Origin of the sequence: Pseudomonas sp. FSL R10-1350 (assembly GCF_009600525.1) — a bacterium.
GTDB classification, from domain to species: domain Bacteria; phylum Pseudomonadota; class Gammaproteobacteria; order Pseudomonadales; family Pseudomonadaceae; genus Aquipseudomonas; species Aquipseudomonas helleri.
This window is the reverse complement of the sequence record NZ_WIVR01000024.1, coordinates 21,396-37,324: the sequence shown is the minus strand read 5'-3', so window position 1 is coordinate 37,324 and position 15,929 is coordinate 21,396. Positions and strand designations below refer to the sequence as shown.

At 58.4% G+C, this 15,929-nt stretch carries 13 protein-coding genes; 11 read left to right on the top strand and 2 right to left on the bottom strand.

Annotated elements, in window-relative coordinates:
- Position 1 precedes the first annotated feature (1 nt).
- On the bottom strand, positions 2–673 hold the full coding sequence (gene murU / locus GHO25_RS13060) for an N-acetylmuramate alpha-1-phosphate uridylyltransferase MurU (protein ID WP_153390943.1): 672 nt from the start codon (positions 671–673) through the stop codon (positions 2–4).
- Complete coding sequence (locus GHO25_RS13055; RefSeq protein WP_153390942.1) at positions 670–1,695, bottom strand: aminoglycoside phosphotransferase family protein; 1,026 nt, start codon at positions 1,693–1,695, stop codon at positions 670–672. The genes murU and GHO25_RS13055 overlap by 4 nt, the downstream gene beginning before the upstream one ends.
- A 132-nt stretch (positions 1,696–1,827) precedes the next feature.
- Between GHO25_RS13055 and GHO25_RS13050 the strand changes: the two genes are divergently transcribed.
- The 11 genes from GHO25_RS13050 to GHO25_RS13000 all read left to right on the top strand — a co-directional run bounded on the left by GHO25_RS13050 (position 1,828) and on the right by GHO25_RS13000 (position 15,919).
- Positions 1,828–4,602, top strand: a complete 2,775-nt coding sequence (locus GHO25_RS13050; RefSeq protein ID WP_153390941.1) for an LPS-assembly protein LptD — start codon at positions 1,828–1,830, stop codon at positions 4,600–4,602.
- On the top strand, positions 4,583–5,920 hold the full coding sequence (gene surA, locus GHO25_RS13045; RefSeq protein ID WP_178110080.1) for a peptidylprolyl isomerase SurA: 1,338 nt from the start codon (positions 4,583–4,585) through the stop codon (positions 5,918–5,920). The genes GHO25_RS13050 and surA overlap by 20 nt, the downstream gene beginning before the upstream one ends.
- Positions 5,917–6,906: a 4-hydroxythreonine-4-phosphate dehydrogenase PdxA gene (pdxA, locus tag GHO25_RS13040; RefSeq protein ID WP_048372223.1), complete on the top strand. Its 990-nt coding sequence runs from the start codon at positions 5,917–5,919 to the stop codon at positions 6,904–6,906. The genes surA and pdxA overlap by 4 nt, the downstream gene beginning before the upstream one ends.
- Positions 6,903–7,721, top strand: a complete 819-nt coding sequence (gene rsmA, locus GHO25_RS13035; RefSeq protein WP_048372225.1) for a 16S rRNA (adenine(1518)-N(6)/adenine(1519)-N(6))-dimethyltransferase RsmA — start codon at positions 6,903–6,905, stop codon at positions 7,719–7,721. The genes pdxA and rsmA overlap by 4 nt, the downstream gene beginning before the upstream one ends.
- Before the next feature lie 123 nt (positions 7,722–7,844).
- A complete protein-coding gene (gene apaG / locus GHO25_RS13030) occupies positions 7,845–8,225 on the top strand; it encodes a Co2+/Mg2+ efflux protein ApaG (RefSeq protein WP_048372227.1) in 381 nt (126 codons plus the stop codon).
- The gene (locus GHO25_RS13025; protein WP_153390940.1) at positions 8,225–9,106 is read left to right on the top strand and encodes a symmetrical bis(5'-nucleosyl)-tetraphosphatase; all 882 of its coding nucleotides are present in this window, start codon (positions 8,225–8,227) and stop codon (positions 9,104–9,106) included. The genes apaG and GHO25_RS13025 overlap by 1 nt, the downstream gene beginning before the upstream one ends.
- Positions 9,107–9,139: 33 nt before the next feature.
- A complete protein-coding gene (gene glpE / locus GHO25_RS13020; protein WP_048372231.1) occupies positions 9,140–9,457 on the top strand; it encodes a thiosulfate sulfurtransferase GlpE in 318 nt (105 codons plus the stop codon).
- Positions 9,458–9,768: 311 nt separating this feature from the next.
- Positions 9,769–11,691 carry a PrkA family serine protein kinase gene (locus GHO25_RS13015; RefSeq protein WP_048372233.1) on the top strand — a complete coding sequence of 641 codons (1,923 nt, stop codon included), beginning with the start codon at positions 9,769–9,771 and terminating at the stop codon, positions 11,689–11,691.
- Positions 11,692–11,794: 103 nt separating this feature from the next.
- Positions 11,795–13,069: a YeaH/YhbH family protein gene (locus GHO25_RS13010; RefSeq protein ID WP_153390939.1), complete on the top strand. Its 1,275-nt coding sequence runs from the start codon at positions 11,795–11,797 to the stop codon at positions 13,067–13,069.
- Positions 13,066–14,628, top strand: a complete 1,563-nt coding sequence (locus GHO25_RS13005) for a SpoVR family protein (protein ID WP_048372235.1) — start codon at positions 13,066–13,068, stop codon at positions 14,626–14,628. Before GHO25_RS13010 ends, GHO25_RS13005 begins: the two co-directional genes overlap by 4 nt.
- A gap of 61 nt (positions 14,629–14,689) precedes the next feature.
- Positions 14,690–15,919, top strand: coding sequence for a multifunctional CCA addition/repair protein (locus GHO25_RS13000; RefSeq protein WP_153390938.1), 1,230 nt, complete (start codon positions 14,690–14,692; stop codon positions 15,917–15,919).
- Positions 15,920–15,929: the final 10 nt, after the last annotated feature.

Below are 15,929 nucleotides of genomic sequence, written 5' to 3'. Positions count from 1 at the left end.
CTTAGTGTTTGCCCTTAATCAACAACTCAACCTCTGCCAAGCGTTCATGTGTGCCGACATCCACCCACTGCCCCTGCAAGCGCTCGCCTGTTACCGCACCTGCAGCCATGGCGGTGCGCAGCAAAGGCGCCAGCTTGAATGCCCCCGCTGTCGAGCCGTCGAACAGCGTCGGGCTCAAGACCGCAATCCCGCTGTAAGTCAACGTGTCAGCACCGGGCAGCGCGTCCTGTACGCGACCATCAATCAGCGAAAAATCGCCGGCGGGATGATGCGCCGGGTTGTCCACCAGCACTAAATGAGCCTGCCCGGCCAGGGGTTGGCGCAACCCGGCGAAGTCGTAATCGGTCCAGATGTCGCCGTTAACCACGACAAAAGGTTTATCGCCCAACAGCGGCAAGGCTTTAAAAATGCCTCCACCGGTTTCCAGCGGCTCGCCTTCGGCGGAGTACTGAATGCTCACGCCAAAGCGTGCACCATCGCCCAGGTGGTCTTCGATCTGCTGGCCGAGCCAGGCGTGATTGATCACGATGTCGGTAAAACCTGCCGCTGCCAGTGCACGCAGGTGGTACTCAATCAACGGCACACCGCCTGCGCGAATCAACGGTTTGGGCGTGTCCAGGGTTAACGGCCGCAAGCGTTCGCCTTTGCCCGCAGCCAAAATCATCGCTTTCATGCACGGGCCTCGGCAGACAGGGGCAGGCTGGCGAACAACTCACCCAGCTCAGCCAGTTCAGGACGGCGCGCCAGAACCGCTTCTATATAAGAGAAGAAGCGCGGCACGTCGGCCAGGTAGCGGGGTTTGCCATCACGGTGGCAAATACGGGCAAAGATGCCGATCACTTTCAAGTGGCGCTGCACGCCCATCAAATCACTGGCCCGCAAGAACTCTTCAAAATTGGCACCCACCGGAATACCCAGCGGCAAGGCCAGCTTCCAGTAGTCTTCCAGCCAGGCGCGCACGCGCTCTTCGGGCCAACTCAGGAACGCGTCTTTGAACAGGCAGGTGATGTCATAGGTCACCGGGCCATACACGGCATCCTGAAAATCCAGCACGCCGGGGTTGGGAATACTGAGCATCAGGTTGCGCGGCATAAAGTCGCGGTGCACCAACACTTGGGGCTGCGCCAATGCGCTGTCGATCAACAGCGTGCTGACACGCTGCCAGGCCGCCAATTGTTGCTCGGTGAACTCGACGCCCAAATGGCGGCGCACGTACCACTCAGGGAACAGTTCAAGCTCGCGGCGCAGCAAGGCCACGTCATAGCTGGGCAAAGGGGCCGTCATCGGCAATTGCTGGAAGGCCAGCAAGGCTTCGATGGCGTCCTTGAACAACTCATCGGCGTTGCTGCTGTTGATCACGTCCAAAAAGGTTTTATTGCCCAGATCGTTGAGCAAAAGGAACCCGCGTTCCAGGTCTTGAGCGTAAATTTTTGGAACATTTATCCAGCTGGTACGCAATAAATCTGCGATTTCGACGAAAGGTTGGCAGTTTTCCTGGGGCGGCGGAGCGTCCATCACGATAAAACTGCGGCCCTCGCCCTCCCACCGGAAGTAGCGTCGGAAACTCGCGTCACTGCTGGCCGCAGTCAATGAGGCCGGGGGCACGGGACCCCACCCCTCGTTCTCGAACAAGGTGTGCAACTGTTCATCAAGCCAAACATTCAGGTGTTGCAAGCGTACATCTTGGTCAGGCATTACAAGGGTCTCCGACGGCGCTAGCCGTCAAGCGGGTCATGCTTTATTATCCAGAATCTTTTCCAGACCATCGATAGGCGTGCGGTCCCCCCACCGCGGGCTGATGGCACGCAGGAAGCCCGGACTAATAAGATGGCATTGAAATCCCCCGCGTTTCGTAAAAAATTTCCGTTGCTGGTAACTGGCAGTCTGCTGGCCATGCAACCTCTAGCCGTGCCATTCGTATTTGCCGAGGAGCAGTATGACTGTTCCGCATCGGCTTCGGGTGGCTGGGATTGCGCGCCGAAAGCAAATACTGCGCAATTGCCACCACGCCCATCGCACAACGGCACCGTGGCGCAAGCCAATGGTGAGTCTGGCGAGCAAGGTGAGCAAACCCCGCTGGTGACATCCGCCAAAGGTCGTGGCCTCAAGGCGCGCAGTGCTGACTACAGCCACCTTGACTGGGTCCCGCGTGACAAGCTCACGCCGGCGCAACTGGCTGAAACCGGCCCGTATTGCTCTGGCGCCTATATCGAGCCTACGCGTCCCGGCATGCGCGACACCACCAGCAAAAGCGATTCGCCGACCTTCATTGGCGCCAAAGCTTCCCGCTACCAACAGGAAGAGCAAATCGCGACCCTGGCCGGTGATGTGGTCATGCGCCAGGGCAGCATGCAGGTCGAGGCTGACGAAGCCAACTTGTACCAGGCCGAGAGCCGTGGCGAGTTGAGCGGCAATGTGCGTCTGCGTGACAACGGTGCACTGCTGGTTGGCGACCACGCCGATGTGCAGCTGGACACCGGTGCCGCCAAGGTCGACAACGCCGAGTACGTGTTGCATAAGTCGCGCATTCGCGGCAGCGCGCTGTACGCCAAACGTGCCGAAGACGCGATCATCCGCCTCAAGGACGGTACGTACACCACGTGCGAGCCGAACAGCAACGCCTGGCAGCTCAAAGGCAACAACATCACGTTGAACCCGGCCACCGGTTTCGGTACCGCAACCAACGTGACACTGCGGGTTAAAGACATTCCTGTCCTTTACACCCCGTACATTTACTTCCCGATCGACGATCGCCGTCAGTCCGGTTTCCTGCCGCCGTCCTTCAGCAGCAGCTCCGACACCGGCTTTACGCTCGTGACCCCGTACTACTTCAACCTGGCACCCAACTACGATGCCACGTTGTACCCGCGCTACATGACCAAGCGCGGTCTGTTGATGGAAGGTGAGTTCCGCTACCTGACCGAGTCCAGCGAAGGGCAGTTCGGTGCCGCGTACCTCAACGACGACAACGACGATCGCAAGCTGCAGACCGACTACGAAAAAACTCGCTACATGTACAACTGGCAGCACAAGGGCGGGCTTGATTCGCGCGTGCTGACCGAAGTTGACTACACCAAGATCAGCGATCCGTACTACTTCCAGGATCTGCAAAGTGATCAGGTCGGCGTCGAAAGCCGTGACTACCTGAACCAGCAAGCAGCTGTCAGCTACCGTGGCGATGACTTCACCGCCAAGCTGAACGTGCACGCTTACCAGTTGGCGACCGTGACCCAGGTCACGCCGTACAACCAGATGCCACAGCTCACCTTCAATGGTGGCCTGCCGTATCACCCGGGTGGCGTGAACTTCTCCTACAACACCGAGCTGGTGCGGTTTGAGCGCGACCTTAAATCTGGTACGTATGTAGATGAATATGGCGGACCTTTTAACTCTGACGGGACCATTGGGTCGCCAAGACTAGATAACAACGTACGCGGTCTGGCGCGCGCTAACGGCACACGTCTGAACGTAGCACCGGCTATGTCACTGCCTATGAATTGGAACTATGGCTTCCTGACGCCGACCCTCAAGTACGCGTACACCCAGTACGATTTGGATCTGGATGGCCGTGGCAAGTCGCAAATGATTGATGATGGCGACAAGTTCGACAGCTCGGTCAGCCGCAGCGTACCGATCGCCAGCGTTGACAGCGGCCTGTACTTCGACCGCAACACCAACTGGTTCGGCACCAACTACCGCCAGACTCTGGAACCACGGGCGTTCTACCTGTATGTGCCTGAGCGTGACCAGGCGAACATCCCTGTATTCGACACCAGCGAAAGCTCGTTCAGCTATTCCTCGCTGTGGCGTGACAACCGCTTCACCGGCTCTGACCGCATCGGCGACGAAAACAAACTGTCGCTGGGCCTGACCAGCCGCTGGATCGAAGAAAACGGCTTTGAGCGTCAACGCGTCAGCATTGGCCAGGCGTATTACTTCAAAGACCGCAAGGTTCAGTTGCCAGGCGTGAGCGACGATCGCGATGACTCGACGTCACGTGTGTCTCCATATGCACTGGAATACGCTTACCGCTTCAACCGCGACTGGCGTGCCACTGCTGACTACAACTGGGACCCGGAAACCCGTAGCCCACGTTCTGGCAGCGCGATGATGCACTACCAGCCAGAAGACAACCCGAACAAGGTCGTCAACCTGGGTTATCGCTATCGCAACGACCAGGTGGTGTACAACCAGTACACCGGCAAGTGGCAGTTCGGCGGTGATTACCTGACCCCGAGCGATCCTGGCTTCATCAAGGATTACTACAAAATCCAGCAGCACGACTTCTCGGTGATCTGGCCGCTCGTGCCGCAATGGAGCGTCATCAGCCGCTGGCAGTACGATTACAACCGCAACCGTACCCTGGAAGCCTTCGGTGGCTTTGAGTACGACAACTGCTGCTGGAAAATGCGCCTGATCAGCCGCTACTGGGTTTCCAACGACGAATACACCCAAGAAGCCCCGCAAAACGAAAAGGGCGACCATGGGATCTTCCTTCAAATTGTGCTGAAAGGTCTCGGCGGCGTTACAGGCGCCAAAGTAGAGAGCTTCCTCGACAAAGGCATCCAAGGTTATCGTGAACGTGAAGATCAAGCTTTCTGAGTGTCTGCGCCCCCTAGTATTGGGCGCATTGTTCCTGGGTACTGCGGCGGCACACGCTGCAGTTCAGCCCCTTGATAAGGTGGTGGCCATCGTCGATAACGACGTGATCATGCAGAGCCAACTGGACCAGCGTGTCCATGAAGTTCAGCAAACCATCGCCAAGCGCGGGCAGGGTGTCCCCCCTGCCAGCGTGCTGGACCAACAAGTGCTTGAGCGTCTGATTGTCGAAAACCTGCAACTGCAGATCGGCGAGCGTTCGGGCATTCGTATCTCTGACGAAGAACTTAACCAGGCCATCGGTACTATTGCCCAGCGCAATAACATGACCCTTGATCAGTTCCGTCAGGCGCTGGCCCACGACGGCCTGTCCTATGAAGATGCGCGCGAGCAGGTTCGCCGCGAAATGATCATCAGCCGTGTACGTCAACGCCGTGTGGCCGAGCGTATTCAGGTGACCGATCAGGAAGTGAAAAACTTCCTCGCCTCTGACCTGGGCAAGGCGCAACTGTCCGAGGAATACCACCTGGCCAACATCTTGATCCCGACGTCTGACAGCGCGAGTTCAAGTGAAGTCCAGGCGGCGGCCCAGAAGGCTGAAGACCTCTACAAGCAACTCAAGCAAGGTGCTGACTTTGCCCAGCTGGCGATCGCCCGCTCCGGCAGCGACACCGCTCTGGATGGCGGCGACATGGGCTGGCGTAAAGCGGGTCAGTTGCCACCTCCGTTCGATCGTATGCTGAGCAGCATGCCTACAGGCGACATTACGCCTCCGGTCCGCACGCCTGGCGGCTTTATCATTCTCAAGCTGCTCGACAAGCGCGGCGGCCAGACCGTGATGGTCGACGAAGTTCATGTTCGTCACATCCTGATCAAGCCAAGCGAAATCCGCACTGAAGCGCAAACCAAGGAACTGGCACAAAAAATCTACGACCGCATTCAGTCGGGCGAAGACTTTGCCACCCTGGCCAAAACCTATTCGGAAGACCCAGGCTCAGCCCTTAACGGCGGCGACCTGAACTGGATCGACCCGAACGCGCTGGTGCCGGAGTTCCGTGAAGTCATGGCTGAAACCCCACAAGGCGTCCTGTCCAAGCCATTCCGTACTCAATACGGCTGGCATGTTCTGGAAGTATTGGGCCGTCGCTCCACTGACAGCACCACCCAGGCCCGCGAGCAGCAAGCCATGAACGCCTTGCGTAACCGCAAGTACGACGAAGAGCTGCAAAGCTGGCTGCGTCAGATCCGTGACGAAGCCTACGTAGAAATCAAACTCCCTGGCGCAACCAACCAGGCAGAGAGCGCAGACCCAGCACAGTGAAAACACAGCGTTTTGCACTGACACCCGGCGAGCCGGCAGGCATAGGTCCCGACCTGTGCCTGCTTCTCGCCTCGCAACGCCAGCCACATCCCCTGATTGCCATTACCAGCCGCGACCTGCTCCACGAGCGGGCCGCGCAACTGGGCGTGGCTGTCAGTTTGCTGCCCGTCAGCCCGGACAACTGGCCCGACCAACCGGCACCTGCAGGCAGCCTCTATGTCTGGGACACGCCGCTCAATGCCCCTGTCACCGCAGGCACATTGGACAAAGCCAACGCCCCGTTCGTACTGCAAACCCTGACCCGTGCAGCCCTTGGCTGTGTTGCAGGCGACTTTGCAGGCATGATCACCGCGCCCGTGCACAAAGGCGTGATCAACGAAGGCGGCATCGCGTTTTCTGGTCATACCGAATTTCTGGCAGACCTGACCGGCACCGAGCAAGTCGTGATGATGCTTGCCACGCGCGGGCTGCGCGTCGCGCTGGTGACCACTCACCTGCCGCTGCGTCAGGTGGCCGATGCAATCACACCTGAGCGTATAACCCGGGTAACCCGAATTCTGCATGCCGACCTGCAACACAAGTTCGGCATCGCCCAGCCGCGTATCCTGGTGTGCGGGCTCAATCCCCACGCCGGTGAAGGCGGTCACTTGGGCTTTGAAGAAATCGACATCATCGAACCCACCCTGGAGCGTCTGCGAAGCGAAGGCATGGACCTGCGCGGCCCATTGCCTGCCGACACTCTGTTTACCCCCAAATATCTGGAGCACTGCGATGCAGTGCTGGCGATGTACCACGACCAAGGCCTGCCCGTGCTCAAGTACAAAGGGTTTGGCGCCGCCGTCAACATCACCCTGGGCTTGCCGATCATCCGCACGTCTGTTGACCATGGCACCGCCCTGGATCTGGCAGGCAGCGGCAAGATCGACACTGGCAGTCTGCAAGTCGCCCTGGAAACCGCCTATCAGATGGCCGAGACACAACTATGACCGAGCAATACCAACACAAGGCGCGTAAGCGCTTTGGCCAAAACTTCTTGCACGATGCGGGCGTTATCGACCGCATCCTGCGCGCGATCAATGCCAAGTCGGGCGACCGCCTGCTGGAGATTGGTCCGGGCCAGGGCGCACTGACCCAAGGCATCCTCAGCAGCGGCGGGCAACTGGACGTTGTCGAGCTGGACAAAGACCTGATCCCGATCCTGAATCAGCAATTTGCCGGCATGAGCAACTTCAACCTGCACCAGGGCGACGCGCTGAAGTTTGACTTCGCCACGCTCAATGCTGCGCCACGCACGCTGCGTGTCGTCGGTAACCTGCCGTACAACATCTCCACGCCGCTGATTTTTCACCTGCTGAAAAACGCCGAGCTGATCCGCGACATGCACTTCATGCTGCAAAAAGAAGTGGTTGAGCGCATGGCCGCAGGGCCTGGCGGCGGAGACTGGGGTCGTCTGTCGATCATGGTTCAGTACCATTGCCGCGTCGAACACCTGTTCAACGTCGGCCCTGGCGCCTTCAACCCGCCGCCAAAAGTCGACTCGGCGATTGTCCGCCTGGTGCCACACGACGTACTGCCCCACCCGGCCAAGGATCACCGCCTGCTGGAGCGCGTGGTGCGTGAAGCCTTCAACCAGCGCCGCAAAACGCTGCGTAACACCCTTAAAGCCTTGCTCAGCAACGACGAAATCGAAGCCGCCGGCGTCGATGGCAGCTTGCGCCCGGAGCAACTCGACCTCGCCGCTTTCGTGCGCCTGGCCGACACACTCAGCGAAAAAGCGGCTAACGCGCCCGTCGCTGACTGATTACTGAGAAAAAACGGTGCCCGTACCAGACATAGCCTCTGGCCGGGCACCCGCCCTCTAGCCTAGACTCAGGCAGCTGTTTTATTCCGAACGTTGTCTGTGCTTTTCAGTAAGGCCTCTCGCATGCATGAGCCCCGCTATGTGATCGACGTCAGCGTCGTCACGCGTTACCTGCCAGAACAATCTCAACCCGAGCATCAGCGCTACGCCTTTGCCTACACCATTACAGTAAGCAACACAGGCACCGTGGCGGCCAAACTGCTGTCCCGGCATTGGGTGATTACCGATGGTGACGGGCATGTCGAAGAAGTGCGCGGAGCCGGAGTGGTCGGGCAACAGCCATTGATCGAGCCCGGCGAGCAGCACACGTACAGCAGCGGTTCGGTGCTCACCACCACAGTGGGCACCATGCAGGGCAGCTACCTGATGCAGGCAAATGACGGCCATCAGTTTAAAGCCATCATCAAGCCCTTCCGCCTGGCCGTACCCGGAGCGCTTCACTGATGGCGGTCTATGCCGTGGGTGACCTGCAAGGGTGCTTGCAGCCCCTCAAGTGCCTGCTGGAGCAAGTGGCCTTCGACCCAGCCAACGATAAACTGTGGCTGGTGGGCGACCTGATCAACCGCGGCCCGGAATCACTCGAAACCCTGCGCTTTCTCTACCACATGCGCGAATCTGTGGTGTGCGTGCTGGGCAATCACGACCTGCACCTGCTGGCGGTTGCCTACAACATCGAACGCCTGAAAAAGGGCGATACGCTGCGCGACATCCTGCAAGCGCCCGATTGCAACGACCTGCTTACCTGGCTGCGACAGCAACCGCTGCTGCACTACGACGCCGAGCGCAATACGGCGCTGGTGCACGCCGGGATACCGCCGCAGTGGTCACTGAAAAAAGCCCTCAAATACGCCGGTGAAGTTGAACACGCCTTGCGCGATGACAGCCTCATCAAGCCGTTCCTGGACGGCATGTACGGCAACGATCCGGCCAAGTGGGACAGCGACCTCACCGGTATCACCCGCCTGCGGGTCATCACCAACTACTTCACCCGCATGCGCTTTTGCACCCGCGACGGCAAACTCGACCTCAAGAGCAAAGAAGGTCTGGGTACCGCGCCGCCGGGCTTTGCGCCATGGTTCAGCTACAAAGAACGCAAAACCCGGGACACCAAGATCATCTTTGGCCACTGGGCGGCACTTGAAGGCCAATGCTCTGAGCCTGGCGTGTTCGCACTCGATACCGGCTGCGTCTGGGGCGGGGCGATGACCTTGCTCAATGTCGATACCGGCCTGCGCCTGAGCTGCGACTGTGATGAGCAGGGGCACCCGGCCCCTCAACTGCTTTGCCCTCCAACCCCTTCTTCGCAACCGCCGCTCGCGCCCTGATTCGCACGCGCTGCCTGGCTAAAGGAAACTCCCATGACTGAATTCAAACGCATTCCCCCACAAGAAGCCCAAGCCCTGCGCGAAAAAGGCGCTGTAGTCGTCGACATCCGCGACCAGCCCACCTATGCCGCCCTGCATATCACCGGCTCACAGCATCTGGACAACCAGTCGATCGCTGACTTCATCCGCGCAGCCGACCTCGACGCCCCGCTGATCGTCACCTGCTACCACGGCAACTCCAGCCAAAGCGCAGCGGCTTACCTGATCAGCCAAGGGTTTTCTGACGTTTACAGCCTCGATGGCGGCTTCGAACTGTGGCGCACCACCTACCCCGCAGAAACGTCCCAATAAGTAGCCCGAAAAATATTTTCATCCGCCCAAGCCCGCGTCCTGAGCGGGCTGGCGCTCTTGCAGACCAACGGTCGCGCCAACTATTCGCGCATCTCTTCTTGACCTCCCCGATTACCAACTATCCTTAAGCGCAGGCCATCCGAATCTGGGGAGAGCCGGTACACCGGTGTATGGATCATCAGTAGTAACTTCAAGGGGTTAAGCCCCTTGATGGTGTCCTGGGGGGTACACGGCAACTGCAACGTTGCTGCATGCCAGCACTCGAACTGACCGATCAATCGCCGGCTCCACGTATCGAGCGAGGTGACGTCATGAGTATTTTTAGCCACTTCCAACAACGCTTTGAATCCACACGCCAAGAAGAGCTAACGCTCCAGGAATACCTTGAGCTGTGCAAACAAGACAAAAGCGCATACGCCTCAGCTGCCGAACGGCTGCTGATGGCCATCGGTGAACCGGAACTACTGGACACCTCAACCAATTCCCGCCTGTCGCGCATTTTTTCGAACAAAGTGATTCGCCGCTATCCGGCCTTTGCCGACTTCCACGGAATGGAAGAGTGCATTGACCAGATCGTGTCGTACTTTCGCCATGCCGCTCAGGGCCTGGAAGAGAAAAAACAAATTCTCTACCTGCTCGGCCCGGTGGGCGGCGGCAAGTCTTCGCTGGCTGAAAAGCTCAAAGAACTGATCGAGAAGGTCCCGTTCTATGCAATCAAGGGCTCACCCGTCTTTGAATCACCGCTGGGGCTGTTCAACGCGACCGAAGACGGCGCGATTCTTGAAGAAGACTTCGGCATCCAAAAACGCTACCTGAACACCATCATGTCGCCTTGGGCGACTAAACGCCTGGCCGAATTCGGTGGTGATATCAGCCAGTTCCGCGTGGTTAAACTCTACCCTTCGATCCTCAATCAGATCGGCGTGGCCAAAACCGAGCCCGGTGACGAGAACAACCAGGACATTTCGGCCCTCGTCGGTAAGGTCGATATCCGCAAACTCGAAGAATTCCCGCAAAACGACGCCGACGCCTACAGCTACTCGGGCGCACTGTGCCGGGCTAACCAGGGCCTGATGGAATTCGTCGAGATGTTCAAGGCACCGATCAAGGTCCTCCACCCTCTGCTCACCGCCACCCAAGAGGGCAACTACAACAGCACCGAAGGGCTGGGCGCGATTCCGTTCAACGGCATCCTGCTGGCTCACTCCAACGAATCGGAGTGGCACACCTTCCGCAACAACAAGAACAACGAAGCGTTCATCGACCGGATTTACATCGTCAAAGTCCCGTACTGCCTGCGCGTCAGCGACGAAGTCAAAATCTACGACAAGCTGTTGTTCAACAGTTCGCTGGCCAAGGCCCATTGCGCGCCGGACACCCTGAAAATGCTCGCGCAGTTCACCGTCCTGTCGCGCCTCAAAGAGCCAGAGAACTCCAACATCTACTCCAAGATGCGGGTCTATGACGGCGAGAACCTCAAAGACACCGACCCGAAAGCCAAGTCGATTCAGGAGTACCGCGACAGCGCGGGCGTGGATGAAGGCATGACCGGTCTGTCGACCCGTTTCGCGTTCAAAATCCTTTCTAAAGTGTTCAACTTTGACCCGCACGAAATTGCTGCCAACCCGGTGCACCTGCTCTATGTGCTGGAGCAACAGATCGAGCAAGAGCAGTTCCCGGCGGAAACCCGCGAGCGTTATTTGCGCTTCCTCAAGGAATACCTGGCACCGCGCTACATCGAATTCATCGGCAAGGAAATCCAGACCGCTTACCTGGAGTCCTACAGCGAGTACGGGCAAAACATCTTCGACCGCTACGTGCTTTACGCCGATTTCTGGATTCAGGACCAGGAGTACCGCGACCCGGAAACAGGCGAAATCCTCAACCGCGTAGCGCTCAACGAAGAGCTGGAGAAAATCGAAAAACCGGCCGGCATCAGCAACCCGAAAGATTTCCGCAACGAAATCGTCAACTTCGTGCTGCGCGCCCGCGCCAACAACAATGGCAAAAACCCGACCTGGCTCAGCTACGAGAAGCTGCGCGTGGTCATCGAGAAGAAAATGTTCTCCAACACCGAGGACTTGCTACCGGTTATCAGCTTCAACGCCAAAGCGAGCAAAGAGGACCAGCAAAAACACAACGACTTCGTCACCCGCATGGTCGAACGCGGCTACACCGACAAACAAGTACGACTGCTCTCCGAGTGGTATCTGCGAGTCAGAAAATCGCAGTGAGGCAGTTGTAGGCCTCAAGCCTCAAGCTGCAAGAAGAAAACACACGCGCTGTGCTTCGACTTGCAGCTTGCAGCTGACAACTTGAAGCTGCCCGGAGGGCCTTATGAGCTATGTGATCGACCGACGCCTCAATGGCAAGAATAAAAGCACGGTAAACCGTCAGCGTTTCCTGCGGCGTTACCGCGACCACATCAAAAAGGCGGTCGAAGAGGCCGTAGGCCATCGCTCCATCACCGACATGGAGCATGGCGAGCAAATCAGCATCCCGGGCCGCGACATTGATGAGCCCGTGCTTCACCACGGCCGTGGTGGCAAGCAAACCACGGTTCACCCCGGCAACAAGGAATTCACCAGCGGCGAACATATCCAGCGCCCGCAAGGGGGCGGCGGAGGGGGCGGCGGCCCGGGCAAAGCAGGTAATTCCGGTGAGGGCATGGACGAATTCGTCTTTCAGATCACCCAGGAAGAGTTCCTCGAGTTCATGTTCGAAGACCTCGAACTGCCGAACCTGATCAAACGCCACCTCACCGGCACCGACACTTTCAAAACCGTGCGCGCGGGCATCAGCAACGAAGGCAACCCGTCGCGCATCAACATCATCCGCACCCTGCGTTCAGCCCACGCACGGCGCATCGCCCTGTCCGGCAGCAGCCGGGTAAAACTCAAAGAAGCCAAAGCTGAACTTGAGCGGCTAAAACGCGAAGAACCAGACAACTTCGGCGATATCAAAGACATCGAGGCCGAAATAGAGAAACTTAGCGCGCGGATACACCGCGTGCCGTTCCTTGATACGTTCGACCTCAAGTACAACCTGCTGGTCAAACAACCCAACCCCAGCTCCAAGGCGGTGATGTTCTGCCTGATGGACGTTTCCGGGTCCATGACCCAGGCCACCAAAGACATCGCCAAGCGCTTCTTCATCCTCTTGTACCTGTTCCTGAAACGGAACTACGACAAGATTGACGTGGTGTTCATCCGCCATCACACCAGCGCCCGCGAGGTCGATGAAGAGGAGTTTTTCTATTCCCGGGAAACCGGCGGCACCATCGTGTCCAGCGCACTCAAACTGATGCAAGAGATCATGGCCGAGCGGTATCCGGCCAATGAATGGAACATCTACGCGGCCCAGGCCTCGGACGGTGACAACTGGAACGATGACTCGCCTATTTGCCGCGACATCCTGGTCAACCAGATCATGCCGTTCGTGCAGTACTACACTTACGTTGAGATCACCCCGCGCGAGCATCAGGCGCTCTGGTTCGAATACGAGCGCATCAGAGACTCGTTCCCCGACACGTTCGCTCAACAGCAACTGGTCTCGGCCGGCGATATCTACCCGGTCTTCCGTGAACTCTTCCAGCGCAGGTTAGCCACATGACCGCCAAAGAGCATAAACGCCAACCTATTTCCACAGGGTCCGAATGGACCTTTGAGCTGATCCAGGCTTACGACCGCGAAATCAGCCGCCTCGCGGAACGTTATGCGCTGGACACCTACCCCAACCAGATTGAGGTGATTACCGCTGAGCAAATGATGGACGCCTACGCGTCCGTCGGCATGCCGCTGGGTTACCACCATTGGTCCTACGGCAAACACTTCTTGAGTACCGAGAAGTCCTACAGCCGTGGGCAGATGGGGCTGGCTTACGAAATCGTGATCAACTCCGACCCGTGCATCGCCTACCTGATGGAAGAAAACACCATCTGCATGCAAGCCCTGGTCGTAGCCCACGCGTGCTACGGGCATAACAGCTTCTTCAAGGGCAACTACCTGTTCCGGACCTGGACCGATGCCAGCTCGATCATCGACTACCTGGTGTTCGCCAAGCAGTACATCATGCAGTGCGAAGAACGCCACGGCATCGATGCCGTCGAAGACCTGCTCGACTCCTGCCATGCCTTGATGAACTACGGCGTGGACCGCTACAAACGGCCCTATCCGATTTCTGCCGAAGAAGAACGCCGTCGCCAGAAAGACCGCGAAGAGCACCTGCAAAAGCAAATCAACGACCTGTGGCGCACCATCCCCAAAGGGGTGGGAAAATCCAGTGAAAAGGACAACGCCCGCTTCCCGGATGAGCCGCAGGAAAACATCCTGTACTTCATTGAAAAACACGCGCCACTGCTGGAGCCCTGGCAGCGCGAAGTCGTACGCATTGTGCGCAAAATCGCCCAGTATTTTTACCCGCAGCGCCAAACCCAAGTGATGAACGAGGGCTGGGCCACGTTCTGGCACTACACGCTGATGAACGACCTGTACGACGAAGGGCTGGTCACCGATGGCTTCATGATGGAGTTCCTCACCTCGCACACCAGCGTGGTCTTCCAGCCAGGCTTTGACAGCCCGTACTACAGCGGCATCAATCCCTATGCTCTGGGGTTTGCGATGTACCAGGACATCCGCCGCATGTGCGAGCACCCCACCGAAGAAGACCGGCGCTGGTTCCCGGACCTTGCAGGCAGCGACTGGCTGACCAGCATCAAATTTGCCATGAGCAGCTTCAAGGACGAGAGCTTCATCCTGCAATACCTGTCGCCCAAGGTCATTCGCGACCTCAAGCTCTTCAGCATCATGGACGACGATCAAAAGGACGACCTGCTGGTGCCTGCGATTCACGACGAGAACGGTTACCGCACCATCCGCGAAACGCTGGCAGCGCAATACAACCTGGGCAATCGTGAACCCAACGTGCAGATCTGGAGCATTGATCGACGCGGCGACCGCTCCCTGACCTTGCGCCACCAACAACATGACCGCAAACCTCTGGGTGACTCCACCGACGAGGTACTCAAGCACCTGCACCGTCTGTGGGGCTTCGATATCCATCTGGAGACCCTGCAAGGCGACCAGATCATGAAGGTCCAGCACGTACCGCCCAAAGGCGAGCATGGTGAAAACGACTACGGCCGTCTGGACTTGTCCGCCGTCCACCTGTAACCACATCGACCTCCGCTAACGCGGCACACGGGTTATCCTGTCGCGCTAACGGAGGCTTTTTATGAAGATCTATAAAGTGGGCGGCGCAGTGCGCGACCGCTTGCTGGGCAAACCCGTCACCGACATCGACTGGGTGGTGGTGGGCGCGACTGCCGAGCAAATGCTCGCCGAAGGGTTTCGCCCGGTGGGGTCAGACTTCCCGGTATTTCTTCACCCAAAAACCGGTGAAGAATATGCACTTGCCCGAACCGAACGCAAAAGCGGCCATGGCTATGGTGGCTTTATCTTCCATGCCAGCCCCGACGTCACCCTCGAAGACGACCTGATACGCCGCGACCTGACCATCAATGCGATGGCCGAAGACGCTGATTGCAATATCACCGACCCGTACCACGGCCAGCGAGACTTAGAAGCACGCATTCTGCGCCACGTTTCCCCCGCGTTTGCCGAAGATCCCTTGCGAGTCCTGCGTGTTGCCCGCTTTGCCGCCCGTTATGCAGGGCTTGGTTTCAGCATCGCTCCCGAGACCCTGGAACTCATGCGCCAACTGTCCGCCTCTGGCGAACTGCAGGCCCTGACGCCCGAGCGTTGCTGGAAAGAAATCTCTCGCGCACTCATGGAAGATCACCCACAGGTATTCATCGAAGTGCTGCGCAGTTGCGACGCGCTTGAGGTGCTACTGCCAGAGGTCAACGCCTTGTTTGGCGTGCCACAACCTCCCGCTCATCACCCCGAAGTCGACAGCGGCCTGCACACGCTGAGCGTGCTCGAACAAGCTGCCTTGCACCACCAACCACTGACCGTGCGCTGGGCTTGCCTGCTGCACGACCTGGGTAAAGGGCTGACACCGGAAAGCCAGTGGCCACGACACATTGCCCACGAGCACAAAGGGCTGCGTCTGATAAAAGCCGTCAACGAACGCTACAAAGTACCGAGAGATTGCCAGGAACTGGCCCTGTTGGTGGGCGAGTACCACACCCATGGTCATCGCGCCCTGGAGCTCAAGGCATCGACATTGCTGGAGTTGCTGCAGCGGTTTGATGTATATCGCCGCCCTCAGCGTTTTGAGGAATTTGTGGTGGCCTGCGAAATGGACGCCAGAGGGCGTTTAGGTCTGGAGAACCGCCCTTACCCACAGGCGGACTATCTGCGCGGCGCGGCCCTGGCAGCACAAGGCGTGACCGTACAACCGCTGATAGAACAAGGTTTCAAAGGCCCCGAACTGGGCGAGGCCCTCAAGCACGAACGGCTCAAGGCCCTGCAAGCCTACAAAGACGCCGCCAAACACTGACCGTCTGTAG